18 protein-coding genes are annotated in these 25,858 nt (G+C 67.0%); 2 read left to right on the top strand and 16 right to left on the bottom strand.

What is annotated here, in order from left to right; translation table 11 throughout:
- Positions 1–138 precede the first annotated feature (138 nt).
- Positions 139–1,254, top strand: coding sequence for a hypothetical protein (locus tag ACLML9_RS03350; protein ID WP_411944073.1), 1,116 nt, complete (start codon positions 139–141; stop codon positions 1,252–1,254).
- A 436-nt stretch (positions 1,255–1,690) separates the two neighbouring features.
- Here the strand turns inward: ACLML9_RS03350 and ACLML9_RS03355 are convergent, their stop codons facing one another.
- The 9 genes from ACLML9_RS03355 to ACLML9_RS03395 form a co-directional block, all read right to left on the bottom strand.
- Entirely contained in the window at positions 1,691–3,700 is a 2,010-nt protein-coding gene (locus ACLML9_RS03355) for a type VII secretion target (protein WP_411944074.1), read from the bottom strand.
- Positions 3,701–3,791: 91 nt separating this feature from the next.
- Positions 3,792–6,359, bottom strand: a complete 2,568-nt coding sequence (locus tag ACLML9_RS03360) for a hypothetical protein (protein ID WP_411944075.1) — start codon at positions 6,357–6,359, stop codon at positions 3,792–3,794.
- Between the two features lie 9 nt (positions 6,360–6,368).
- Positions 6,369–6,674: a hypothetical protein gene (locus ACLML9_RS03365; RefSeq protein WP_411944076.1), complete on the bottom strand. Its 306-nt coding sequence runs from the start codon at positions 6,672–6,674 to the stop codon at positions 6,369–6,371.
- 29 nt (positions 6,675–6,703) lie between these two features.
- Positions 6,704–7,072: a hypothetical protein gene (locus tag ACLML9_RS03370; RefSeq protein WP_411944077.1), complete on the bottom strand. Its 369-nt coding sequence runs from the start codon at positions 7,070–7,072 to the stop codon at positions 6,704–6,706.
- Positions 7,073–7,089: 17 nt separating this feature from the next.
- Positions 7,090–7,776 carry a hypothetical protein gene (locus ACLML9_RS03375; RefSeq protein WP_411944078.1) on the bottom strand — a complete coding sequence of 229 codons (687 nt, stop codon included), beginning with the start codon at positions 7,774–7,776 and terminating at the stop codon, positions 7,090–7,092.
- On the bottom strand, positions 7,773–8,135 hold the full coding sequence (locus tag ACLML9_RS03380; protein WP_411944079.1) for a YbaB/EbfC family nucleoid-associated protein: 363 nt from the start codon (positions 8,133–8,135) through the stop codon (positions 7,773–7,775). Before ACLML9_RS03380 ends, ACLML9_RS03375 begins: the two co-directional genes overlap by 4 nt.
- A complete protein-coding gene (locus ACLML9_RS03385) occupies positions 8,132–9,637 on the bottom strand; it encodes a PPE domain-containing protein (RefSeq protein ID WP_411944080.1) in 1,506 nt (501 codons plus the stop codon). Before ACLML9_RS03385 ends, ACLML9_RS03380 begins: the two co-directional genes overlap by 4 nt.
- 33 nt (positions 9,638–9,670) lie before the next feature.
- On the bottom strand, positions 9,671–12,376 hold the full coding sequence (locus ACLML9_RS03390) for a hypothetical protein (RefSeq protein ID WP_411944081.1): 2,706 nt from the start codon (positions 12,374–12,376) through the stop codon (positions 9,671–9,673).
- A gap of 8 nt (positions 12,377–12,384) precedes the next feature.
- Positions 12,385–14,616: a hypothetical protein gene (locus ACLML9_RS03395; protein ID WP_411944082.1), complete on the bottom strand. Its 2,232-nt coding sequence runs from the start codon at positions 14,614–14,616 to the stop codon at positions 12,385–12,387.
- 487 nt (positions 14,617–15,103) lie between these two features.
- On the opposite strand from ACLML9_RS03395, the gene ACLML9_RS03400 reads away from it, so the two are divergent.
- Entirely contained in the window at positions 15,104–17,341 is a 2,238-nt protein-coding gene (locus ACLML9_RS03400) for a hypothetical protein (protein WP_411944083.1), read from the top strand.
- Between the two features lie 203 nt (positions 17,342–17,544).
- Here the strand turns inward: ACLML9_RS03400 and ACLML9_RS03405 are convergent, their stop codons facing one another.
- The 7 genes from ACLML9_RS03405 to ACLML9_RS03435 form a co-directional block, all read right to left on the bottom strand.
- On the bottom strand, positions 17,545–18,696 hold the full coding sequence (locus ACLML9_RS03405; protein ID WP_411944084.1) for a C40 family peptidase: 1,152 nt from the start codon (positions 18,694–18,696) through the stop codon (positions 17,545–17,547).
- A 290-nt stretch (positions 18,697–18,986) separates the two neighbouring features.
- Entirely contained in the window at positions 18,987–19,817 is an 831-nt protein-coding gene (locus tag ACLML9_RS03410; RefSeq protein ID WP_411944085.1) for a hypothetical protein, read from the bottom strand.
- Positions 19,818–19,824: 7 nt separating this feature from the next.
- A complete protein-coding gene (locus tag ACLML9_RS03415) occupies positions 19,825–22,350 on the bottom strand; it encodes an ATP-binding protein (protein ID WP_411944086.1) in 2,526 nt (841 codons plus the stop codon).
- On the bottom strand, positions 22,350–22,946 hold the full coding sequence (locus ACLML9_RS03420) for a hypothetical protein (protein WP_411944087.1): 597 nt from the start codon (positions 22,944–22,946) through the stop codon (positions 22,350–22,352). The genes ACLML9_RS03415 and ACLML9_RS03420 overlap by 1 nt, the downstream gene beginning before the upstream one ends.
- Positions 22,943–23,203 carry a hypothetical protein gene (locus ACLML9_RS03425; RefSeq protein ID WP_411944088.1) on the bottom strand — a complete coding sequence of 87 codons (261 nt, stop codon included), beginning with the start codon at positions 23,201–23,203 and terminating at the stop codon, positions 22,943–22,945. Before ACLML9_RS03425 ends, ACLML9_RS03420 begins: the two co-directional genes overlap by 4 nt.
- Before the next feature lie 17 nt (positions 23,204–23,220).
- Positions 23,221–24,219, bottom strand: a complete 999-nt coding sequence (locus ACLML9_RS03430) for a conjugal transfer protein (protein ID WP_411944089.1) — start codon at positions 24,217–24,219, stop codon at positions 23,221–23,223.
- 91 nt (positions 24,220–24,310) lie between these two features.
- Positions 24,311–25,429 (bottom strand): GAF domain-containing protein, encoded by a 1,119-nt coding sequence (locus ACLML9_RS03435; RefSeq protein WP_411944090.1) that lies wholly within the window; start codon positions 25,427–25,429, stop codon positions 24,311–24,313.
- Positions 25,430–25,858 lie beyond the last annotated feature (429 nt).

A 25,858-nucleotide genomic window follows, 5' to 3' on the forward strand; every position in this document is an offset into this window, starting at 1 on the left:
CCGGGCAATTCCTCGGCAATCAAGCCTATGTTGTCCGTTCGACTATGCGACAACACACGGATGAACGGCATTCCTCCTATTCCCATCTCTAGGAAGACAACACAATGAAGAAGACATCACGGGAGGCGGCGACAGCGGATGAAAACAGCGACAGCAGACGCGGATATCGACACCCCCGGAACGAAACCGGACGATCGGCGGCCGCCCGGCGGCCTCCGGCCGGCTGACCCACGCCTCGGGCAGCCGGTTCCCGATGCCCCGGCGGACCGGCCGGCCACCCTGATGAGCCGCACGGACCCCGCCACCGGCAAACCCGTCGCGGCGAGCGCCAACGATCCGGCCGTCGAGCACCAGTTACCGGCCACCGGCCGATCGGGCCCCGCGAAACCCTTGCACAAGGTCAAGCTGGTTCGGATGAAGGTGGGCTCCGAAACCAACAGTATCGTGAACAATTTCATAGCCGACGCCGAGGACACGATGCAGAAATCGGTGGACGTGCTCGGGTTCGGCCGGTCCGACCCCCCGCCCCCGCCGCGCGGCGGCAGAACGCCGATCAAGGTCCAGGCCGCGAACATGCCCGGCTGGGGTAAGGGCGTCGAGCTGTACAAGCAGCAGGTGTCCTCGGCGAGCGCGCGACAGGATTCGCTTGTCGATATGGATGCGCAGGTGGACGGAACCTCGCAGGTGGTCGCCGCCGAACAGGCACAGACCCTGTTGAAGATCGTGCATATCGAGGGGGACCTGAACGCCGCCTTGCTGACGGTCGCTTCGAAGAAGCTCAGTTCCGCCGAGGCGGCCGCGGTGATGGACCATATCGCCACCGCGGTGGTGAAAGTGAACGAAGTGGTCACGGCCGCACAGGACGTGAACGTCGGCGCCGCCGGCGGCGGATCCGGTTCGGGTAGATCCGGTTCGGGTGGATCCGCCGGTGGCGCCACCGGTGCCGCGGGAGCGGCGGGCGGTCTCGGTTCCATGCTGCCGATGCTGGCCATGCTGCCGATGGCGCTCATGCCCATGCTCGGTCAGCTGCCCGAGCTCCTCGGCCAGAAGGAAGACAAAGACAAGGACGGGGAGGACGAGCCCGAAGGGCGGCCCGCCCCCTCGGCACCGGGCCCGGCCTCCGACCCGACGGCCCCACTTCCGCCCGGCGGCGCGACGCCCACACCGGGCGAGAATCCAGCGCCGAATCCGGGTTCGACCGATCCGCAGAACAATATTCCGTACGGCCCGACAACTCCCAGCAAACAGGTCTAGGGCATACGCCGTAGCCGGTTCCCCCGGCTGTCCCGGGAACAAGCGCACCCCGGTCTTCCATGTGCCGCCGCGGCGACGACTCGGGCAGCATCCTGCCCACAGTACGGACGACCCTGATCTGGAGGCGGGCGATACTCCACACCGGCCGACAGTGCATGACCGGCCCGCTCATCGGCCCACGTCTCCGGTGGCATCTCCGTGCGCCAAATCCGAGGTTCCCGGACGGCCGCGCGGGCGTGTCGACCACTGTCTCCGGGCCGGCGGCGACCACCTACCAGTTGGGCAATAACCGGCCACGCCTGCCGTAAGAGGTATTCGGCACGCATTTCGTCAAGGGCCCGGTCCACTCAGCCCGGGGCATCGACTACTCGCGCGGCGCGGTTTCCCGCAGGCAGACCTTCCGCATGACACGAACCGGAGATCTGCCATCGGGATCTCAGAACGAGGAGTCCCGCGTCTCGGGCGGCGGTGTCACCGACGGCGGCAGTACGCCGCGCGGTGGCCCACCGGTTTCGGGAGCGGCGACTGCGCCGGTCGGCGGGCTGGTCGCACTCGGTGGCGCCGCCTCCGTGGCGGCGCCGGCCTGTTCCGCCGGGGCCGAAACCCCGGACCCGCCGGCGACCGGCCGCGCCCCCTGCTCCTCGGTACCTGTGGCCACGGCCGCCGGAGCAGCCACGAAGGAGGGATGGGCGAGGATCTCCTGATGCGCGTATACCGCATCGCGCAGGACTTGCCGGTCCGCCTCCTCCGCCAGGAGCGCCACCAGCTCGTTGCAGCGCCGATCCCACACCATGGCCCGCAGTGCGCTCACCTCGTCGTCCACGCGGATGGCGCCGAGATCGACCCGGCCCACATCGAGCCGCTGCGAAACCATTTCCGCGGCAAGGAGATCGTCCGCGTCGCGGAGTTCGTCCCACCAGGACGCGGGCACATCCTCGCCGGCCTCCACCTTCGCCAGGATCCGATCCCGGATCGCACGTGAACCGGAGCTGTCGAAATGCTGCGAAACGGAGCGGCCGAGCTGAGCATGGGCGTCCAGGGCGAGTTCCACAACGCGCCTGCGCACCTGGGCGTCCGGCACCGCGGCCACCGATTCCAGCGCCGGCACGGAACCGGTGAGGCCGAGCCGGTCGGTGGTATCGGGAGTGAGCACCCGGAGATCGAGATCGGACCCGGGCTCGACGAGACCCTGCATAGCGACCTCGCTCAGCCGGCTCCGCAGGACGGGGTCGATCGGACCGGAGGAGGCGATCGCGGAAAGCACCGCATTGGCTTTCGCGCCCCAGGCCCGGCCGAATTCGACCAGGGTCCGCGCCGGATCCGAAATCCCCTCCCACGGTGCGGCGACCTCACCGTCGGCACCGAGCAGTTCGTCCCACAGCCACGGTGTCGACACCTGGCGCGGCAAGAACAGACCGGCGGGGAGCCAGCCCCGGCCCTCGTTGGAGGTGATGAACAGACCCGCACCGGCAGGACCGCGCAATACCGCCACCGCCCAGGTTATTCCAACCGCCTCGTCGGTAGCGGCCAGAACCGCCCCGAGCAGGGTCTTGGCGATGAGGAGGTCCTCGTTCACCGTATCGCCGACGATGTAGGCGGGCTCGGCTTCCTTGTCCTTCGCCGAGGCCACCGCCGAGTTGAAAGGTGTCGGAGCCCCGGCCACCGGAACGGCGGTCCCGTCCTGTGCGTTCGCGCCGCCGGCCGGGGTCGTGGTCGTACCGCGGTCGTCACTGGAGCCGGTACCCGCGCCGAGAGGCCCGCCGACCAGCGAGCCACCGGGCGGCACCGTTCCGGCACCCGACGGGGCGCCGGAGACCGTATTGCCCGCCGGTGTGGCCCCCGCCCCCGCCGTGTGCTCGGCGGGCGGCACGGTGCCGGGCGTGGCGGTGACGCCGCCGGCGGCAACGCCGTTCTGGCTCTGTCCGGGCGGGGCACCGCTCGGGCCCTGCGCGGCGGCACCGTTTGCGGCGGCCGCCGGATCCATCTGTCCCGGGGGCGGCGTCGACGGGCCGGTACCCGTAGCGGCGCCGGGACCGGTGACCACAGGTGCACCCAGCGGGTTGTCGGGGGCTGTCGAATTGGGGGCGAACCCTGCCGTGACAGGATCGCCGAAGGCCCCGACGCGGCCGCCGGCGTCCTCACCCGAGCGGCCGACGCTCGCGGCGGCCTCCGCGTCGGTCCGCTCATAGGCGTTCGCGGATTCACGCAGTGAGGCGGCGGTTTGCTCGTGTTCCCTGGCCAGGGCCTCGCCGGCGCGTAGCCGAGCGTCGTAGTACCGTTCCAGCGCTTCCTTGACCGGATTGGCGATCTTGCCGTAGGTGGGTTCGAAGTTGGCGAGCCATTCGGATGGCGGCTGAGCCCATTCCCGCGTCTCCGCCGCTACTTGATCGTGCTGAAGTGCCAGCTGACGCAGTACCGCAGGGTCGATATCCAACCATTCCGGCATGCTCGATCAATCCTTTCCCACCAGCGATTCTCCTCATTGTCGATTCTTCCCAGCTATGGGGAGGCCCTGCGGTCGGGCAGCAGCGCTGTTTTCACCGTCGATCACCGGTGGTGACAGTCGACCGACGCGGGGCCGGTGGGGCCGTCGGCGGGGCCGCCAACAGCGGATGTCCCAGCACCTGGGCGTGCGCGTAGACCGAGTCGCGCAGTGTCTGGCGCGATTTCTCCTCCACCAAGAGCAGAACCAACTCGTTGCAGCGGCGTTGAAAAGTGAGGGCGCGCAATATCGACAACTCCGAGCCCGGATCGAGATCGGCCGCGCCGGAACGGAGTTCTCCGAGTCCGATTCGACTGGTGTCGGCCCGGTGTCCGAGCACGGTCGCGGCGATCAGATCGTCGGCATCCTGGAGTTCCTCCCACCAACTGTCGGCGAACTCGCGGCCGTCGCGCAGCGCGCGCAGGATCCGCAGCCTGATCTCCGGCGCCTCCATCGTGTCCACCGTCGCGAGTCCCGCGCGCTGAACCCGGATATGCGCGTCGACCGCCAGCTCCAGGCAGCGCAGCGCGATATCGCGATCGAGGACCTTGGCCGCGCGGTCGAGCAGGCGGGGCGAGGCCGTGATTCCCAGGCGATCCAGCATGCCCGGGGCGGGACTGCGCAGATCCATGGTGTCCGAGGCCGCCACCGACCCGGCCAGCGCCACGGTGCCCAGCCGCCCGCCCAGCACGGGATCCATGGGCTGCGACGAGGCCAGCGCGGACAATTTCGAACCGGACTTCGCACCCCAGGCGATCGCGAACTCCACCAGGATCCGCGCGGGGTCCGCCGTACCTTCCCACCCCGACCCCTCGGAGACAGCCCACAGCCACGGCAGCGACACTTCGGTGGGCAGGTGGAGCCGGGCAGGCAACCAGCCGCGGCCCTCGTTCGACGTGACGAACGCGCTGACCCCGCTGGAGTGGCGCAGAATCGCCACTGCCCAGTCCACACCGACAACCCAGGAATCGGTGGCCGCACGAATCCCGCCCAGTAGTGTGCGCGCGAGGACCAGGTCCCCGTCGACGCGTTCGCCGACCATGAAGGCCGGTGCGGAAGCCGAGGTCATGGCGGCGCCGACGGCCTCCTGTACGAGATCTCCCGGCCCGCGGGACTTCCCGGCGCCCGGATCACTGTCCGGCACCGGCACCGGCTGTTTTCCGCCGGGCGCCGCGCTGACCCCCTGCTGGGACGCGGAAGCGAGCGATTTACCGGTGGCGCCCGGCCCGCGCTGCGATTCGATCGGTCCCACCGCACTCCGGCCGGCCTGTGCCGATGTCACCGCCGCGGGACTGGTACCGGCGGGGCCGCTCACCGCCGGACTGCTGGTCGGAGCCGCGGTGCCCGCGCCGGTTGTCCCCGGTGCCGTGGTTGTTCCCGCGACCGGCCCCATCGCCGACGGCAGTACCGGCGGCACGGCACCCGGAGGCGCGCTCTCGGCGTCGGACTCCGGCGTGGCGTAGGTACCGGCGGACCGGGCAAGACCCAAGGTCTCCGACGTATCGGTACCGTCGTGGGCCGAGACCTCACGGTCGGGCCGCGCGGATTCGTCGGGCTCGCCACCGGTCTCGGCGCTCGACGATTCGCTGGATTCCGTGGATTCGGTGGATTCGCCGACAGCGGCCGTATCGGCGTCGGTCTCGGCACCGTCTCCACTGGTTTCGGCCGGTGGGGCCGCGTTCTGCACCTGGTCTCCCGGCTGCGGCACTCCGGTCCCCCCGGTGGCAGGGTTCGTTGCCACGGGCGCCGGACCAGTGGTATCGGTCTGCCCGCCCGGCTCCGTGAGCACGGGCGGCATATCCTCGGTGCCCACCGGCGGTTGCACGTCGAGGGTGGGCGGCGGCCCGGACACCGTCGGGCCCGGCTGCGGAGGTAGCAGGTCGTCGATCAGGTCTATGAGAATCTGCCCGAGATTCGGATCGGGTCGTACGGGCCGGTCGTGGCCGGGAACCCAGGGTCCCTGTTCGAAACCCGGCCCGTGGTGGCGCGGAACGTCCTGGTGCCGGCCGGGCCGACCGGGGGCGCCGGGTCTGCGGGGTCCGACACCGGGCACGCCGCCACCCTTGCGCCACGGTCCCGGTTGACCGAGAGCGTCGGCGATATCGTCCAGCCGGGGTAGCCCCTGCGGCCCGAGCGAACCCAATGCGGTGGCGACGATATCGCGCACATCTCCCCGGGCATCGTCCAGAATGGCCTCCGTCGCCTGACGATCGGCTTCGGCCTCGGCCGCGTCGCCTTCCTCACCGTCGTCGTTGTTGTCCCCCCGCGTGGCCTGCTCGATCCGTTCGGCCGCATCGGCGACCACGTCGAGAATCTGGTTACGGGTACGCCGGACCACATCGCCGAAGGTATCGAAGGTATCCGCGGCGGCGGACAGAGCGGCCGCGAACGCCCGGGGATTTTCCTCCAACGCCACGAGCGCCCGCCGGATCTCCGCCAGACCCACCGACTGCTGGACCGTCTGTTCGAACGCGCGCCGTGCCTGCTCCACATCGACCAGGTTCAGTGCCGCGGCGCCCTCACGAGCGTTGTCCGCCAAACCGTGCCAGGCCGACGGCGGTATCTGCGGCCAGCGGTCCCCCACGATCCGATCCCAGTACGGACTCGTCTGCTCCGGCGCCATCGTGTCCGATCAGACCGCGGCAGAACGCACGGTCGCCTGGCCGTCGATATCGGCGTTCGACAGTACGGTCGTGCCGTAACCGGTGGCCTCGACGGTGATTCCGGACTGTTCCGTGACATCGGCGGCCGCGGTGGCGAAGGTATCGCGAATCCAGTCCAGCTTGCCGGTCATATCGCGGTCCAGCGGCGAATCGGCTTTCGATTGCATCACCAGCGAATCCACGGTGGTGCCGACATCGTCGGTCATCACCGTGAGCGCCCCGGCGGCATCCCCGACGGTCGCCTTCACCGCGTCGAGGGAGAGAATGTGCACCATGGTCGTGTCCTGTCTGTCCGGTGCGGGGGTCAGGCCGGGCGGAGGCCGAATGCCTCGTCTTCCATGGTCCGATAGGTGGCCTCGGTCGGCAGGCCGAACGAGTCGATCGTGTAGGAGCGAGCGCCGTTGGACTCCATCTCCCGCCGCAGTCCGAGACGCGATTTGGCGTGGGCGAGCGCGGCGACCTTGAGTATCTCCGCACTCAACCAGCTGTCGCCGTTGTCCTGCGCCTCGTCGGTGATGTGCAACCCGACGATCTCACCGTCCCGGTCGCAGGCCACTCCGACGGTGTGATCGGGGTTGAACACCTCGTGTATCTGCGGGGCGGCCGCGGAGTTCGTGGCCGCACCTTCGTCCTGATCGTCTTCGATATCGTCGTAGTCGAAATCGTCGTTCATCTTCTTCTCCTGCGGATCTATCCGGCTGCCCGGTCCAAGGTTTCCGACAGCGCCGACCACGCGGCGTCGCCGATGGTCATCACCAGCCGCAGCGGCCATACCCGCGCTCCCAGGTACATTTCACCGGTACCGTCGCCGAGCAGGTCCAGATAGTCCGAACCTTCGACTTCGGAGTTCATCGATACCGTGGTCACCGGTGGGTTACCGTCGTCCACGCTGATGATCGAACCACCGCCGCCCGGTATGAAGCTCTTGCGGCACCGTGGACTGCTACCGATCGCCACGTCGGCGCTGTTGGTGGTCACGGTGATATCCGGGTTCAGCAGCAACTGCATCACCCAGGACCGTGCGGCCGATTCGGGCCGGTCACCGTTGATCCCGATGACCAGCGACCCGGCCAGGTCGACCACCAGTATCTGGTCGGAGCTGGTGATACCGACGACCACGAGCCGATTGGAGCTGTCCAGCGGAGCGGGCAGATCATCGGCTGCGACCGTGCTCGAATCGGCCCCGATACCGCCGTTGGCGGCCGGATATTTGGTGACGATACCGGTGGAGACATCGACGGAGAAGGCGACGGCCGGGTTCGGCGAGCCGGAACCCAGCGCGGCCAGCCGCGTGAGACCTTCCTCGTGCAGCCAGCCGATGGCATCGGCGGCCGAGACCGAATCGTCCGCCGCCTCCACGGCCTCGGTACCGGTCACCGCACCGCCTCGGTGATACCGGCGGACTCACGGCTGTCCACCGCGCCGTCCGCCGCGCTGTTCTCGGTGATCACAGTTTCCATGATCGCCTGGTACTGCCGGGCCGCATCACGGGTGCTCTCCCGGATGGCGGCCATGATCTCGGCCGCCAGTTCCTCACTGGTGAAGCGGCCCGCGGTACCCGGCGCGAGGTAGAGGCTGGTGAGCCGCCCCATCGCGTCCACCTCCGGGATGACGGTGCCGCTGGGCGAGGGCCGCCGGGCACGCACATCGTCGATACGCTCCCGCATATCGGCGATGCGATGCCGTAATTCGCGGGCCGCGTCCAGCGCGGCCTGCACGTCTGGGTGGATGCTCATGCGTTACCTCCGGAGCGGGTCGGGGCCTGATTGGCCGGCGTCGGGGTCGGCTGAGTGACCGTCGGCGCGATGGTGGGCCGTTCCCCGATAACGGGTTCGGTGTGCGGAGTGTCGTCGACGTACATCAAGCGGTCGGGATGCCAGGCGACCACTCGGTTGCGTTCGTTACCGCTACCACCGCCGGCACCGCCCATCCCCCCGCCCATGGGCCCCCCCATGGGCATCATGGGCGCGCCGGCGGCGGCACCGCGGCCATATGCGGTACCGGCTGCGCCTCCGCCGCCGTCACCGGTCGGCAACCGGGCCGGAGAGCCGGCGCTGCCGCCGGGCGCAGCGGCCAACGGCATCGCGGTGGTCGCCGACAGCGCCTGGACATCGGACGCACTGGGAATCGTACTGCCGGGCAATGAGGGCGAGAGCGACGGCGACCCACCGGACGGGCCTCCCAGCGACGGGATCCCGTAATCCCCGAGTCCGTAATCGTCGAAGGAATCGTCGTACCAGTCGTCGTCGGAAATGTCGTCGGCCTGGTTCAGGCCGTTGCCACCGAGCTGCATCATTTGCATCAGCATCGGCAGCATCTGGGAGAGCGAATCGCTGGAACCGCTGGAACCGCCGGAACCGCCGGAACCGGTTTGCGCCGCCGCGGCCGTACCCTCCGACGAATTCGCGATACTGGTGCCGGTTTCCGTGGCGTAAGATCCCGCGGCTTCGCCCGACCGCACGTTCAACTCGTTGTATTCCGCGGTAGCGGCGGCCAACGCGGCTTCGTTCTTCGCGCGTGCCGCGGCCAGCATTCGCTTTCGCGCGGCCAGGATCTCCTCCGGCGTGGGATGTTTGGCCTTGGCGCGGGAGAACGCGTTGCCGTAGTCCTCGGCCCCCTGCGCCAATTTCTCCATCGCGTCCCCCAAATGGTCCATCCAGCCGCGATACGTGACGAATCGCTGGGCGACCTCTGTTCCCACCGGCGTCCAATTCTGCAGGACCGAACTCGCACTGTCCATATCGGCGGATGCTTGGGTCCGCGAGCTCACATTGAACAGTCGTACGGAATCGGCGAATCGGTGCGCGGGCTCCGGCCCCGGGCCACTGTGCAGCTGCTTGGCGAGGGTCAACGGGTCTCCGGTGACCACCGGCATACTGCTCAGTCCCTCCGGCACCCGGCGGTACCCCACCGGTTCCACGGCCGGGACCGGGTTGGCGACCAGCTCCCCACCCGAAGCGTTGACGCGGCGGGCGCCCTCGTCGTCGGCCACCGAGTACTCGGTCGCCGCCGCACCGATGCGGTGAGCGTCACGCTGAATCCTGTTCAGCACCCCGATAGTGGCATTGAACAGCGTCGCGGCCTGCGCGTTGAGCTGCGGAACCGCCTGAGCCGAGATGGGATCGGCCCCTGCGGGCAGCACCCATTCACGTGGCATCGCGGCTCCGGTGACCCGCGCGAGGTCCGCCGATCGGCCCGCGACGGACACCAGTTCACCGAGATCGACATTCAATGGCATGTCTCATCTCCTCTCACCGTGGCTGCACATCCACTAGACCGGCATCGTGAGCGTCGGTATATCGGCCGTGGTCTGGTCTCCGGATGTCGCCATCGTCTCGCTGTCCTGGCCCTTGTCGCCCGCGGCCTCCACGCCCTTCGGGTGCTTGAACCCGGCGAACTCACCGAAGTCACCTTCAGTATCCGACATTTCCGCCTCGAACTGCCGAAGCTCCCCGTTCACTATCGCCTCCACGGTGCCACTCTCCCCTTCACCGAACACGACCAGGATGGCGGTCCGGTATTCCGGGTCCCCGCTCGAGCCGGTATCCGGCTCGTCTTTCTTCTCTCCGCTGTCGCCGCCGACGGTGACCATCGCGACGGGCTGGATCTGCCCTTCGCTGCCGGCCTGCGCGGGCACCGGCTCCGCCTGCTGCGACTCTTTCTTCGGCTGCCGGATGATCCAGGTGCCGATATCGCCGGTGGTCAGCTGGAACGGATCGACACCGGGACCGATATCCTTCGGATCCGTGAACGCCCCCGCGGTTCCCTGGTACGCGGCCTGGGCATCGGTACCGCTCTTGTTCGCGAACGCCTTGTCGCATGCCTGTGCCACGGCGAGCGGAACGCGCTGGGTCCCTTTCGGGAAGGCGTACGGCACCAGACCGTCATCCCCGGGCACCCGCTTCGGCACCGCGGTGCCGGGCTGAGTGGAGTTGGCGCCGTTGGGGGCACCGGCCGGGTGGTGCGCGGCGGGCTGGGCCGGGGTGGCGGCGGCATTGTTCGCGGCGGCCTGATTCGACCACGGCGTGGTCCCTGTCGGCGGCTGCGCCTGCGGCAGGGTCGGGACAGCGGCCTGGTCGTAACGGGACGGATCCAGGTCGTCCATCCGGTCGGACATATCGCTGTCCGCCTGCTCCCGCATGGCCCTCTGCTGGGCCATGAGTTGAAGCGGCAACATCATATCCATCAAGCCGCCCATTCCGCCCATCGCGCCCATCGCGCCCATCGATCCGGCGGACCCCAGTTGGGCAGCGCCCGGGTTGAAAGCGGCACCCGGGTCGTAGGAGGCAGGGTTGAGGTTCGAGGGAGTCTTCGCCGCACCCGCCAGGTTCTCGGCCTGGTTCCGGAACTTTTCGGCGGCGTCCTTCAGAGCCGAGGTGTCCGGCGTGGCGGCATTGCCGGTACCGAGGTTGCCCGGGTTCCAGGGGTTGTTCACCCCGATCTGCGAACTGTCGGGGGTGTAACCCCCACTGTTCATCCGGCCGGCATAATTACCGACCGAGTTGGCCAGGTTCCGGGCCGCGGCCGCGTCCTGCGCCGCGGTCGGGTTCTGGATGCCACCGGCCAGATTCTGGTTCGCCTGCGAGGCATTCTGGAGCTCGTTGGCGAGCTCGGTGAATCCCTGGCCCAGTACGACGAGAACTTCCTTGTCCGAGCCGGTCTGCAGACGTTCCACCATGAACCTGTTCACGCCGACAATGAGCTTGCCGACGTTCTCTTTGCCGCGCTTGCTGATCTCCTCCACGGTCGGCAGTACATTCACCACGCTCTGCTGCGTCTCGGTCAGCTTCTTGCCTGCCTCGTCGAGCGAGAGCGATAAGTCTTTATAGGTGGCGCCACCCTTGGCGCTGAAACCGGCGGGGTCCTGCACCGTTTTCGGCATCGCCGGAATCGGCGTGATCTTCAGGTCTTCCTTCTTCTTCAGATCGCCGAACATCTCATAGGCATCCACCAGCGAATACGCGAACGAATTGGATGGGCCGCCGTACCACAGGACAATACTGGGATTCAGTCCCTCCGGGCGGAGCAGGAAACCCTGTCCTTTCTGTGGAGACGAGCCCTGCTCGAACGGTGACCGGCCCATCAACCCCGCTGTCGCGGCGGGTTGGTAGCCGTCCCACATCAAGGGGACCCTGTTCACCGCTGCGCCGGGCTGATCTCCGCCGGACCCGTCGGAGGGCCAGGGCAGGCCGTGTTCACCGAGCAGCATTCCGATCCCCGAGCCCAGACCGATCAGCCCGCCACGGCGGAATTTGCCGAAGTTCTCGAGGTTCTCACCCGCCTTTTTGGCGGCCGCTTCAGCGTTCTCGAAGGCTTCTTCCGCAGCGCGCTTCGTGTCGTCCAACTTGTGCTCTTTGGCATGCAACTTGTCGTATTCTTCATCCGCCCGTTTGAACTCCTTCTGCGCCCCGTCGCGCCGGGTGCGGGCCGTACTGGCTTCAGCTTTCGCCTTCGTGAGTTCCTCGAGTTTGTGCTTCAAGACAAGATCGTCCGGATTGTTCCCGAAATCTGCGATGTGCTTGTCGACTTGGGCTTGGGCAGCTGCGACCTTGCCATCCGCTTGCCGAAGTGCGGTCTCGGCCTCGTTCATGTTGTCTAGAGCTCTGGTGCGGGTGCCTTCCGCGGTGTCGAGCGCCTTTCGCTCGGCGACCGCAGTCGCCTTGGCCTCGTCCGCTTTGTTCAATGCCTCATCGGCGGTGGTCTTTCCTTTTGTCAGGCTTTTTCCCCAGAGATGAGCGGCCCCCGACCCCAGGAAACCACCTATCGCACCGTCCTTTAAGCCGTTGACAACGTTACTGTTACTGTAACCGTCGGAAACCACCCTTCCCGCGGCGCCGCCCAATCCACCGGAGATCGCGCCGCCGACCAGTTCCTTTCCAAAGCCGCTTCCGGCGCCGAACTTGGTCAGTGACTTGTCGACTGCGAAACTCACACCTACGTCGACAGCGAATCCCAACGCATCCCGAAACTCGACCACTGCGCCTCCTACGCTGATACCACGAGACCGGGACCGGTCTGGTCGACCGGCGCGACGGTAACGGCAGCCCCGGCAGACTCATCTGCCGGCTTCTCGATACCGGGCGGATGGAAGATACCGACGAAACCACCGAACTCGCCCGCGTCGTCGCGCATCATCGACAGATCCGCGACTTTCACCAGCGCACCGTCGACCACCGCTTCGAGCGTATCCTGGCCGTCGAACTTAACCAGTAAGGCGGCCCGCTCCTTCCAAACGCCGACATCTCCGGTCATCGACTCGTTCGGGTCGATTCGGCGCCCGATCCGCTTCGGATCGGTCCACTCCGCGGGTGTGCCGGTGTACGCCGCGCGCGCATCGGTGCCCGAGGCGTTACCGAATGCCGCGTCCAGCCCACGTGCCACCACGGCGGAAACCTCCACGGTCCGGCCGTCGGGGACGGTGTAGACCACGGTGTCCTTGGCGTCGGGAGCGGTCGCGGGCACCGGGCTACCCGGCGGCCGACCGGAATCGGGACGAGCCACAGCAGGCCTGGTCTCGCCGTTCGGTGCGGTGGCTGCCGGGTTGCCCGACTGCTGTGCGGCGGGCACACCGTTGGCCGTCGGCGCGGGCGCGGGGGCCGCGAAGTCCTCGGGCCGTTCCCGCACAGCCCGGTGGTCCTTCTCCGGTTCCGTGCCGGGCCCTGGGCGGTTGCGGCCCAGGAATGCCTGCATCATCTGCGGGAGCATCATCGATTTCAGTGCAGATCCCATGTCGTTCCCGGCGGCGGACACCGCGGGTACCGGTGCGGGGGCAACCGACGAGGCATCGGGTGTGGTGGTTGCCGTGCCGAGTCCAGCGGCGGCACCGCCCACAGGATCATCGGTGACCTTGCGATGGGAGCCGGGCCCCGAACCGGTGTCACCAGTGAGATCCCAGGGGGTGGGCGCGGGAACCGTGGACGGGCTCGTCCGGGCGATCGGCGAGATCCGGTTGCGGGCGGCGGCCGCGGCGTCATAGTAGGGATCGTTGCCGTTGTTCGTGGGGGTGGTCGCTGTGGACGCCGGATTCTGTCCGCTCTGCTCGGCGGTCGGTTTCTCCGCGGTCGGTTTCTCGGACTCGGTTCTCGCACCGAGCGCCTCGAAAGCATCCGCGTACCACGACAGTATTGCCGCAGCACTCCCGTAAGCTGCGTCGACGAGCACCATCGCGTATACGTCCTCGCTCGGCGGGCCGGCACCCAGACTGGTCGGTTCGATCCGGAACACCGGTTGACCGGTGTACTCGCTCGTTTTTTGTGAGTAGTCGGAGAACAGTACGCCGATACGCTTCATATCCCGCGCGTCCAGTCCGGCAAATCCCGTGAGCGCCTTCACCGCCTGCGCGAAATCCCCGCGGCCGGCCGCACACAGCCGGCTGGTCTGCTCGCTCGCCTCCTCGACCTTCGCCGCCTTGGACCGCAGTTCCGCCAGCCGGTTCCGCATCTTCTCGACCTTCTGCGGATAGTTCGCGATCCCGGCCTTCTCTTCCCCGGAGATGTCACCGACCGCCAGTTCCTTCGGCGGGTCGAGTTTGCCCGGTTTCTCCCCGAAGCTGTTCCAGTAGCCCGCGTAGGCGGTGGGCAGGGTGCGATAGTTCTTCTCGACCGGCGCGGTCAGTTCCAATTCCTTCGGCAGGCGAGCCGGATCGGGCATCATGATATGGGGCATCTTGTCCGGGATGGCGGAAAGCTCCTCCTCACTGATATCTATCAGTGGAATGTCGGGATACCCCATGTACTTGTACCATTTATTCCGGATATCGTCCGGAGCATTCTCGATCTCGCCCATGTAATACGGAGTGAAGGCCGTATTCAGCAGACCCATATGGGTCTTCCAGGGCGACAGGTGTGCGCCCCCGAGTAACTCGGGAATCCGCTTCGCGAACAACCCGGAACGCTCGTACGCGATCGTGGGCACCCTTCCGCCCATCGCGCGGGCCAATTCCAGAGAGTGCTGCCGGCGAAGGAGACCGCCAACCATCCCTCTGGCCGGAGCTCTGAACGCGACGCCGGGCATGCCGCCGACCAGCCCACCCGCGACACCGAGACCGGCTCCCATCAGGATGTTCTCGTCTTTGAAACCAGCGGCGACCCCGCCGGCAACACCTCCGGCCACCGCTGCCCCGATGGGCCCACCAACGGCGAACCCGACCACGCTCACGGCGCCTACTGCGAAATCTTCGCTGGTGAGGAAGTCCCCTACCCCGTCCAGAAAGGACACAGCCTCACCTGCCGATGGTCTTGACGCTCGCGGCCGGCGTCATCCGGTCGTCATCAGCGCTGCGACAGGGCGCTCCGGACGGGCCGAACCGAGATCGCAGACACCGGCAGCCGACCATGCGCGCCTCTCCTTCCTGACAGACCCCATTGTCGGGGATTCCCACCGGAGGGAAGCGGTGACCTGGTACGACACGTCATCATCGAGTCAGCGACTCGTAAACTGATGTGCACCAAGATGCCCTCTTTCCAACGAGGCCCGGATTCAGGCGCAGGAGGAACAACCGGATGAACCTGCGTTTTTCCCGGTCGGCGAACAGCCGCCGGGAACTACTCGTGCGACAATTCCGCCGTATCGCCGGCCATCTCTCCACCACCGATGGAGCAGACGGGTATCCGGTGGTGAGTGCCGTATGACGGCGCCGGTCCGGCCTTCCCGGCACGCTCGCGAACTCCGATGTCGCCGCGTCGGCGACACCGGCTGGGACCCCGTGCGGTACTATCCCGATACCCTTGTCAGGAAGGCCCGGGACTGGCTCGCCGAGCATCCGTGGCATCGGCGAACACTGTGGGTCCTGGGTCTCCTGTTTCTCTTCGTCGTATTTCCGGGAATCGTCGGCGTTGTCGCGACTGCCCAGGTCAGCAGTGGTGTATCGCAGATCGACGGCCTGGGCTGGATGAACATCACCGACTCCAACGGCGTACCGCTGTCGAGTTACACTTTCGCCTCGAACCGCGGTGGTCTGCTCAATCCCGGCTACACCGTGCTGTGGACGCTGCTCGGCCTCGAGTTCGTCGGCTATATGGCCATCGTGACCACAGCCATCTGGATCGTCGGTTTCACTTTCGGTTTCACCTGGCTCGATATGTTCGCCAACGCGCTGAACGGTGTCGCCGCCGCGCTGTCCCATCAGATCGCCACCCCGATGATGCTGATCACCGCCGCGACGATCGGCACTTTCTTCGTGGCCTGGTTCATCGTCCGCGGTTTTCCCAGCAAGGCCACCATGCAGGTGATCACCATGCTGGGTGTCGCGATCATCGGTCCGGTCTTCCTCGCCGAACCCCTTGCCGATGTCCTGTCCTCCGACGGCCTGCTCACCCAGGGCAGGGATGTGGGCATCTCGGTCGCGGCCGGGCTCACCGGTGACAGCAACCCCAATCCGGTCCTGCTGGTGAAAACCATGCAGGAAGATCTGGCGGACAATTTCGCCCGGAAACCTGTACAGGTGTGGAACTTCGGCGAGGTTGTCGACAACTATGCGGCTTGCGAGTCGGCGTGGTCCTCGGGGGTGCTCTCGGGCAAGGACGACAATATTCTCAAGGGAATCAAGCAATGCGGTAACGGCTCCGCGTATTCCCGGGCCGATAATCCGTCGATGGGCCAGGTCGGTACCGGAATCATCCTGCTGGTGTGCGCGACGCTGTTGCTCGCCTTCGCTGTCTATCTCGGGCTGAAGGTCATGAAGGCAGCCATGAACACGATCTACCACGGCTTCATGTCCATATTCGGTTTCGCGGCAGGCGGTTTCATCTACGGACCGACGCAGACCTTCCTGGTGCGCAATGTTGTCGACGGACTGATCGCCGCCGCTCGCATGACCGTGTTCACGATCTTTCTCGGTGTCTACATCCTGTTCATGAGCAACCTCTTCGACCAGGCGCGGGGGCAGGTGATGTCGGTCATCGTCATCGCCTGTGTCGTGGAGATCGTGGCGATCTCGCAGATCCGGCGGCTCAACCGGAGCCTGTCCCGTGGCAACGACTGGGTCGCGAACCGGTTCTCCTTGGCCATCCAGGGCAGTCAGTCCGGCTCGGGGGGCGGTGGTGGTACCGCGCTCGGGATGGGTATGGGCGGCGGGGGCGGGGGCGGCGGCGGGGGCGGATCACTGAGCGGCCTCGCCGCCATGGCCGCCCTGAACACCGTCAACGCTTCGCCCGTCACCGCGTGGCTGATGGCCGCCACACCCAGCCCTTTCAGCCCGCTGGCACGGGGTAGGAGGCGCTCCGACCTGGCAAATATGATCACTGCCGAATCCCGGATGGATACCTACCAGTGGGGCGACCATGCCCGGGCGAACTGGCTGCTCAAGGCGAGAACCCGAGCGGATCCGCGCGGCGGTATGGGGTCTGCTGCCGGTATCGCCAACGCACTGGACGGCCTCGGTGACAGCCGGGTCCCGGACGGTAACATGGCCTCGGCGCTGGTGGCCGCCGGCGGGTCGGACGAGATGGTGATCCATGCGCTTCGCGCGGCAGCGGTCCAGAAGGCCAGTATGTCGTCGAACCCCTTCGGCTGGGCTCCGCTACAGAAGGCACTCGCTGCCTCCCGTGCGATCGAGAACCACATCCTGCCGACCGATTCGCTTCCGGTGCGCAACGCATTCGCTTCGCAGGCGGTCGTCGCGGCGGACAACTTCGCCCGGCACACCAGCACACCCCCGCCCGGTTCGGTTGTCGACCATGGATTCATCAATCGCGTCCGGCAGCATTGGGATTCCGACCGTGCTCTGCGCGCGGCGATCACACCGGAGGAGTGGAACGCGGTCGGCCGGGGCACGCGCTGGACCATTGCCACTGAAGTGGCGACAAGTTTCCAGCAGGCCGCGCACTCCTATGAGGCCAACCCGAGCGAAATGAACCGCCGACGGCTCATGCAGTGGTCGCACCGGGTCGCCAACCTGGACCACATGGACCCGGAATCGGGCCTCGATCCCTGGGATCCGTAAGGGCGGTCTGCGCCGCGGGAACCCGCGGCCGCCCCGCGGCTTCCGTATCGCCTGCACGAGGCGATCACGGGGCCGGAACGAATGTCGCCGTACTCGCCGGGTCGTCGCCGGCGATACGGGGGCCGAGCGCAGGGCGTGCCCGGGATTCGTTATCGGTCGCGAAGGGGCCCGGTGGATCCGACCACCGGGCCGCGCCCTCGTACTCAGGCGAAGCGGCGGGCCTCGTAGCTGCGCGGGAGGCTCGTGATCTTCACGTTCTCACCGGATCTCGGCGCATGGACCACCTGCCCGTTACCGATATACATCATCACGTGACCCATCTGACCGTTCTTCATGCTGGTCGACGGGAAGATCAGGTCACCGGGTTGGATATTGGCGGGATTCACCGCGGGCAGTTGCCGGTATTGATCATTGGCCACCCGCGGGATGTTCACGCCCGCCTGCCTGGCGGCGTATTGGGTGAGACCCGAACAGTCGAAACTGTTCGGGCCCACCGCGCCCCACACATAGGGGTCACCGATCTGGGCGAGCGCGGTCTTGACCGCGAATTGCGCCCGCTCCGAACCACCTCGGACGGCCGCGGCCGCCGCGGTGAACTTGACTCCCCCGGGCAACGGCTTACCGATGATGTTGTACAGATACTGGTTGGTGAGCTGATTGATCGCCGAGGCCGTATCACCGTTGTTCGCCGTACCCCCGGAAACGATCTTGTGCGCGGTCTGCAGCGCCGCGGTCAGGATCTGGCGGACCTTCTGCTGCCCCTCTTTCGTATAGGCCATCGGTCCCAGCTCGGCCAGCGCCTCGTTCGTCATCTTCAGCAAGCGCCGCACAGCGTTCTGGTCGACCTTGTTCGAGGTTCCGAGCGTGTTGAGGTAGTTGACGAACTGCTTGTCCAGGTTGTTGAAGGCGGCGCCGCGATTGGCCTGGAACAACCGCTTGGCCTTGACCATCTGCGGACCGTCACCACTGCCCTCGTCCGAACCGGTGACCTTCTCCCGCAGTTTCTTCATTCCGGGATCGGTCGGCTCCCCGTCACCGTAGACGGACTCCAGAGCCTTCAGTGCCTTCATGGCCTCCTGGGACTCCGGATCCATCGCCGGGCCGCCGGCCGCACCGGCGGGAGCCGCACCGGCGGGAGCCGCACCGGTGCCGGAACCGCCACCGAGTAGACCCGTCAGCGCCGAACCGATCATCGGCAGCAGAGCAGCGCCGGCCATCATCGCCATGGGCGCCATCTGGGCCACGGTCTCCGGGTCGACCAGCGGTTCGGGTTCCGGCCGGTCCTCGGCCCGGGCGGGCGCAGGTGCCGGCGCCGCTGGCGGCGGCGGCGCCGGAGCGGTAGTGGTCGCGGACAAGGGCACCGGGGCAGCGGGCGGCGTGGCCGAAGGAGGAGATACCGGACCGGGCGCGGGCTGGGGAGCCGAGGGTGGCGCAGCCGTGGAACCAGCTGCCGGGGGCGCGGTTCCGTTCGGAGGCTGCGTGCCGGGCGGTGGCGTGGGCGCCGCCGGCGCCGAGCCGTTCTTTCCGCCACCCCCGGTTCGACGCTCACCGGGTTTCCCCGGCTCCCCCGCCCGGGTGTCCCCGCCGTCCCGTTCCTCGCCGACGAGATCGATCTCTATCGAATACGGACCGATTTCCGCACTGGTCACGCGACATCCCCCAATACCCGTTTGATCTGCACCTCGGCGTCCTCGGGAAGGCGGAGCCGCACGAACCTACCGCTGTCCACCGTCACCAGCTCTCCCTGCCCGAGCGCGATGCCGACCCGGGTCGCGCGGCGGTCGATGTACTCCCAGAACACCAGGTCCCCGGGAGAGGCGGCTTTCGGGTCGACCAGTTGCCCGCAGTAACCCTGTTCGCCGACCGTTGCCGGCAGTATCACGGACGCCGCCACTTCGGTGGGGTCACCGCAGTTCTCCACCACGACCGGCGCCGGCGCCCGGGTCGGGGCGCACTGTCCGGTCGATCCGGCGATCGAGGCGCTGTAGATCACATCGCGCGCGTAGTCGGTCATTGTCGGCGTACCCCCTGCTTCCGGATAGCGCAGCGCCAGGTCTGCGGCGCACGAGACAGCAGGCCCGGTATTGGTCTCCTGCCACGGCTCGTCCTGTATCGGCGCCGTCTTCATAGCCGACGCGCAGGCCAGGTCACGATCGGTGACGTTCGGATCGGCGGGGTCGAAATCCAACTCCGCATAGGGGTTCTTCTCCGGCCGCTGCTGCCGCGCGACCGCATCCGGAACCGGCGTGGTGGTCGTGGTGGCGGTGGCCGACGTCGACGCGCCCGGCTCCGGCCCCAGCGCGATATCGCACTGCGACTCGTAGTGCCTCTTACCCACCGACATCATCTCCCCGAGTGGAACCCCAACAGCCGAGAGCGCGCCACCACAACAGCAGATCAACAGGACAGCGACCACGATGAACGCCCGCGCCGGCCCCTTGTAGCCGTCCGAATCCGATCCGCCTGCCATCGTCACGCCCCGGTCACCGCACCGCCTCCGGCTCTCGCCGCTCGGTCTTCGCAACGACGGTCGGGGTACTGGTGATGGCTTCGGCCCTGTCCGCACGGGCCGGGCCGAGTACTTTGCCGCGTCCGATCCGGCTCAACGCATCGCGCATGAACATCTCACCCCGGCGCTCCTCGGGGACCTGTCGTCCCGCGCCCACCGGTGGCGAGGTCTCCTCGCGCAGCGCCTGGAGCAGGAACGGCGCCTCCTCCAGATCGACCCCCAGCCATTCCAGACTGTTACGTGCCAGTGTCTCGTCGCGCTGACGGAAGACGAAGCGGTTGGGGATCAGGTTGTGCGCGGCGCCCTGGAAGTCGGTGGCCGGATCGTGCGACGCGAGGCCGATGGCGGCCAGGTGTTTACGTCCGTCACGGCTGAAATCGGAGGTCACCGCAGAACCCACTTGGGTCTGGGTGAAATGGTGCGCCTCATCACCGACCAGCAGACCGAACCGGCCGTTGTCGGAGAGGAACGCCTCCCGGGCGGTCACCCCCACCAATTCGTACAGCGCGGTGCCCAGCCGCTTGGTGAGCGGCAACCGGTTGTACAGATGGGGGGTGGTGAGTTCCTCGGCGGTGGGTAGCGCGAGCCGGTGGCTGCGGACCACCGTGGCCGCGGCGTCCAGCCGGATCGGCGCCAGACCGGGGTCGAACAGTACCGGGACCCGTTCCACGATGGTTCCCAGCCGAGATGCGAGGTCGGAGTACTCTTCGAGCGATCCCGGTTCGTCGCGCAGCCGGCAGACCACCCGGAACAGGTCCAGCAGGCTGGCGATCTTGTGTTCTTCGACCCCACGCGGTGACAGCAGATTGCTGATGACCGCGCCGGTACCCGAGGTCGGTGAGAGGTCCAGCAGCGGCAGCACGGAGTCCAGCGCGCGTTCCCCGGCCACCCGCGGATCGAACAGACGTAGCGGATCCAGCGATACTGTCGGATTTGCCAGGTCGATGACCACGGCATCATCGATCGCGGAGGCGAAATGCTCCCATTCCCCGACCTGGCTGCGGTCGATGGCGAGGAACTGTCCACCCATATCGTGGACGAGGACGGCCATCAGCTTCAGGAAATACGATTTACCCGAGCCGAGTTCGCCGGTCACCGCGAAGGAGGCGGACAGATCGTGCAGCGCCGCCTCCATGATTCCGAAATGGATCGGCTCGAAATGCCCGGACAGCAGATTGATACCGATGACCGGACCGCTGTCGTCACCGATCTGACTCGTGGTGAACGGTACGAATCCCGCCCACATATCCGAGGGCACGATATGCGCGAAATCGTCGAAGGCCCGCCGCGGCGGGCTACCCGGCACCAGCAGCGACCAGAGATCCACCTGCGCGCCCACCGGCGCGGTCATTTCCACCTGGAAACGCTTGTACCGGCGCCGTAGGGTGTTGACCGCGTCCATGGTCTCGTCCCGAGAAGGGCCTCCGATGGCGATGACCGTGGTGAAGGAGACCTCCGATTCGCCGCCGTTCACCTCGAAATGCTGGTTGTACTCGCTCAGCATCTGCGCCTTGGACATCAATGTGTTCTGCGCGAAGGAGATCTCCTGGTCGCGCTGGTCCATCTGCTCGCCGAGCCGCCGCAGGTTGATCTCGTTGGCCTTCAATACCTGGTCGGCGGGTTTGGTGGAGATCCGCATCCCCCAGTCGACGGTGACATCGCCGAGGCCGTCGATCACGTTGAGGAATTCGCTGCCCCCGGGGAACATCATGCCCGCGTACGGAAACGAACGCGGGGTGAGCATGGCCTGGTAGGACGGACGATAGCCGGTGTCCGGCTGTACCACCTTGATCACCGGGACGAAGGAGGGGCGTAGCCGGCGTTGTGAATCGGCTCGGGCGCCCTCGTCCAGCGCCGCGGATTTGAACACCGCCGCGGTCGCGTCGTCCAAGGCGCCGGCGCGGGTGGGGGCCACCGGATCACCCACCGCGCCGCGGGCCAGATAGTGCTCCCACAGCCACTGGAACATCGCCGCCGGCACGGGCACCGGATCGAAGTCGCCACCGATACGGGACAGGATCTCGTTCGCCTCGTTCTCGTAGGCGTCCAGTTCGGCCCGCGAGATGGCGGTGGCATCGATCGTGGTGGTACTACCCCGCCACATCCGCGAGAGCGCGGAGATACCGCTGGTGTTGGCAGTGCCCACCGGGATCGAAAGCAGGAATATCCGGGTCTGCGGGGCGATGGCGCGGACCCGTTCGTAGGAGGCGAACACCTCGTCGGCGTAATCGGCGCATTCGTCGAGATCCACGCCTTCGACCATTTTGCTCAATACATCGATAGTGTTCTGCCGGGCCTGGATACCGAGCAGCAGCGACCCGTTCGGCAGGTTGTTGACCAGGGAGTGATGAGCCAGTTTGACGTCGAATTTATCGCTGGCCTTACGCAATCCGTAGCCGAGCGGAGTGATGAAATAGTTCGCGGTGACAAGCCCGGTATGGGTGAACTGCAGATGCCCGCGAATCGCGGCCGTGGGTTGTAGATCCCGGTTGAACCCCATCAGCGTCCCTCTCCGCTCTTCGGTCGCCCCCCGTTACCGCCTATCATCGTCCGCCAATTCGAGGGGGTACCGGACGCGGTGGCAGGTTCGACCACCTCCACCGGTCGCAGGAAACGGTTCGTCCCCAGCATTTCCAGGATCTGACCGCCGCGGGCGGCGTTGCGCTTGCCGCGTTCCCTCGCCGACATGGAGGCGGCCGGTTCGTGCGGCAGGATCGCCACCACCGTCTCCTCGACGAACATGGTGATCCGAGCCGATTCCGGAGTGACCGGCATACCGGAGGCGAGCGCGGGTTTCGGGTAGAGAACGAGCCGGCCGAACCATACGACCCTGGACAACAGCCGTACTCCCGTATAAGGGATCAGGCCCAGCCCGAACCCGATCACTACGGTCAGCGCCACACCGACCAGAAAGGTGATCGCCGGATTCGCCGGCAGGGTCATCGCACCGAGTCCCGTGAGAATCAACCCCACGGCCACCCCCGCCACCTGTGGCAGGGTATAGGGCCCGAACGGCAACTTCTGGCCGTTCTGGGCCTTGCCGATCATGGTGGGGACACGTTTTACCGGCGTGAAGACCTTGATCACCTGGGTCACCTATAACCACCCACGGGGTGGTCCGGCACGATCATGTTGGCGTCACCGCGCGCGTAGTTCACCAGGGTCGGCAACATCCAGAACAACACCGCGGCCAGAATCGCCGAACCCGCCACTCCGAGGATCTTCGCCGGGGACAATTTGGATTTCGCTGCCTCCGAGATCATCACGCCCATCGAAATGATGGTGATCAGGATCAGGCCCGCCCAGCGGACGAAGACGAGAATTCCGTACAGGATATTGGATATGTTGCCCATGTGTTCGTCGCCTCACGTCAGTTCTGGGTGGCCCGTGGAATCTCTACGGTCGTAGTGGGCGCCCCGGTGGTGGCGCCCGGTGCCGGACCGGCCTTCTCCCCCTGGTTCACCACCGCGGTGAGCGGCTCTTTCAGGGCCGGCAACGTCTCGATGACCCGCACCTGCCACTGCCCGTCACCGCGCACCATCGTCAGCGGATAGGCCAGTGCCGGAACGGCCCCGGACTGTCCTTCGGGAGTGACTGTCGCCAGCACTCGCGCGGTGTCACCGGCGGCTCCGCAAGTGGTGTCCTCGGCGGTGACGGCCACAGTGGACAGTTCCGTGAACGGGGCCGGCCGCAGTGCCGCGATTCCGGAGTCGACGCTCACGTACCGCGCGACATCTCCGGAGCCGGTGAGGTAGGCGGTGAGGAATCCGGTGACGACCTGCGTAAACGGAGTCTCCTCACCGCACGGTGCCGAATAGGCCTGGGCCAGATCGGCTCCGATGCCCGGCGGCTGCACCGCGGCGGGCAGGGTGAGCGCCCGTAGGTTCCCCTCCGATATCGAGACCGGCACACGGTAGTACTGCCGAGCGCTGTCGGATTGGCTACGTCCCACATGTACCGAAACAGTGACCGACCAGACCTCCACGGTCCCGGCGGACAGCGTCCGACCGGTGTAGACGATGATCGGGTCGCGCACCTGCTGACCGGTTTTGGGGAGCGAAAGCTGCTGGGAACCGCCGACGTACCGTGACAGCGCCTCCTGTTGCCCGGTCCCCGCGCTCAGGTAGGCGACCACGAAGTCTTCGGCGAAAGAGCCGGCCAGACGGTCGTGACCGGCAACGATAACCATCTGGTCGTCGCCGGGGGGCTGCGGATCGGCGGCGAAGAAGTCGTAGACGGCGTGGCCACCACCCAATACGGCCAAGACCGCGAGGACGATCACGACGATATTGTCGCGGCGCCTGCGCGCGGCCATCCGGCGAAGCAGCGCTTCGCCGGAATCGGCACGTCCGGCAACCCCAGTCCTCACTCTCGAAATGGTAAAGAGCAGCCGGGCCACCAACCGGAGACGCCTTCCCACATGTGGGGACTCCGCTGCTCGGCCGCGGGCCCCGCGACACTCAGGACATCGCGCTGTGCCGCAGCCGGCCGGCAAGCCGATATCTGAGTTGGTCGTCGTATCCGATCGGCGTTCCCGGCGCGGCCAGATCCGTGGGTTCCGGTTCCACCATAGGAATATCGTCGGCAACCCGTACGAGCTGAGCGATGGCCAGTTCGCGATTGGAGAATCCGGGGTAGGGATACAGCAGCAGTGAGGTCGGGGTGTAGCCGCCGGCGTAGTTGAGCGCCCGCAACGTAACCCCGGCGCTGTCGCCACCGTTCACCCGGGAGCCCAGATCCATCAACCGAACCCGATCCTCGGGATGGAACACATCGACCGGCCGGAACAGGTAATCCCAGCGGATCCAGGGCGCGGGGTCGGTCAGCCAGTGGGAAATGCTGGCGTGCGCGAGCTGGACCACCGCCAGGTGGTTCCCCGCCCGCCGATGCGCTTCCCGCAACCCGACGCTCTCCAGCGTCGGCCAGATCGCCGGGTCGTGCTCGGAGGTGATGTCCTCTATGAGCCACCAGGCACCGCGCACGTACTCGTCGTTGCGCGCCCGCACCGTGATCCGCCACCGGGTGACACGGCCCGCGTTGCGCAGTACGGAGACCTCGAATTGCAGCTTGTCTCCAGGAACGGGCCGGTAGAGAAGATCGAGCACTTCGGCGTGCCGATCGAAGGCAGAGATCCGGTGGAAGAATTCCGCGATGGACATCCGCGGCACATATTCCTCGGGGGCGATCCCGGAGAGCGCGGTGATACCACTGGGTTGCGCGAGGGTCTGACTGTCCAGGTCCCAGACCACTCCGACCGCGCCGGGTAAGGGCGGTACCGGGCCGTTTCGGGGCCCGGCCCACCAGCGAACAGCGTGGACGTCGCCCCCGGGCCCGAAGACCGGACGCACGATCAGCCGGTGCGGACCCGAGCGGGTGGACACGGACTTGTCCACATCGACCGAACCTTCGATGGAGGCACGCAGAGCTTCGGTGATATCACGGGTGCTCAGCCCGTCGTACAAGGCCGGCGTGCGTGCGAGCTGCCGCTGCAGTACTCGTCGCCAGTCGGCGAACTCCCGTCCGGTATCCCCGACCGACGCGACCGAGAATCCTTCCGGCGCCAAAGTTTCGACCGTCACCCAGGGGATCACTGCGCCCTCTCATCGCGTGCGTCCTACTGTTGCGCGGTGGGTGCCTCAAACGAGACAACGGCCGCAAGAGATAATGTACCGTTGCGCAGCGGCACGTTCAATAGTGGACCTTGGACTACCACGAAGTGCACGTCCCGCAACCGGGCCGCACGCAACCCCGGTTGACCACCCCTCCGGCGCGCCGACTCGGGAATTCTACGGAAACCCTTGGCAACACGAGCCGTTCGGGTCCGGGAGCGGCTCCCACACCGCCTGTGACCCGCACCGGAGCCGGGAAGGAAACCTCATCGGAGACTTCGGCTAAACATCGGCAAACCGGCCGATGCCGACCGGCTGCCCCTCCGCGGGGGATGCGGAGCCGCCGCGGCACGGCACCCTCTCGGCGCACCGCCCCGAACGAGCCGGTCCCTTCGGAGC

Source organism: Nocardia sp. NPDC002869 (assembly GCF_046764065.1).
Taxonomy (GTDB): Bacteria; Actinomycetota; Actinomycetes; order Mycobacteriales; family Mycobacteriaceae; genus Nocardia; species Nocardia rhamnosiphila.

Bases quoted from the DNA above. Each gene is read 5' to 3' on its own strand.
- ACLML9_RS03385 (WP_411944080.1), bottom strand. From the start codon at position 9,637: ATGCCATTGAATGTCGATCTCGGTGAACTGGTGTCCGTCGCGGGCCGA.
- ACLML9_RS03380 (WP_411944079.1), bottom strand. From the start codon at position 8,135: ATGAGCATCCACCCAGACGTGCAGGCCGCGCTGGACGCGGCCCGCGAA.
- ACLML9_RS03415 (WP_411944086.1), bottom strand. From the start codon at position 22,350: ATGGGGTTCAACCGGGATCTACAACCCACGGCCGCGATTCGCGGGCAT.
- ACLML9_RS03365 (WP_411944076.1), bottom strand. From the start codon at position 6,674: ATGGTGCACATTCTCTCCCTCGACGCGGTGAAGGCGACCGTCGGGGAT.
- ACLML9_RS03425 (WP_411944088.1), bottom strand. From the start codon at position 23,203: ATGGGCAACATATCCAATATCCTGTACGGAATTCTCGTCTTCGTCCGC.
- ACLML9_RS03360 (WP_411944075.1), bottom strand. From the start codon at position 6,359: ATGGCGCCGGAGCAGACGAGTCCGTACTGGGATCGGATCGTGGGGGAC.
- ACLML9_RS03350 (WP_411944073.1), top strand. From the start codon at position 139: ATGAAAACAGCGACAGCAGACGCGGATATCGACACCCCCGGAACGAAA.
- ACLML9_RS03355 (WP_411944074.1), bottom strand. From the start codon at position 3,700: ATGCCGGAATGGTTGGATATCGACCCTGCGGTACTGCGTCAGCTGGCA.
- ACLML9_RS03370 (WP_411944077.1), bottom strand. From the start codon at position 7,072: ATGAACGACGATTTCGACTACGACGATATCGAAGACGATCAGGACGAA.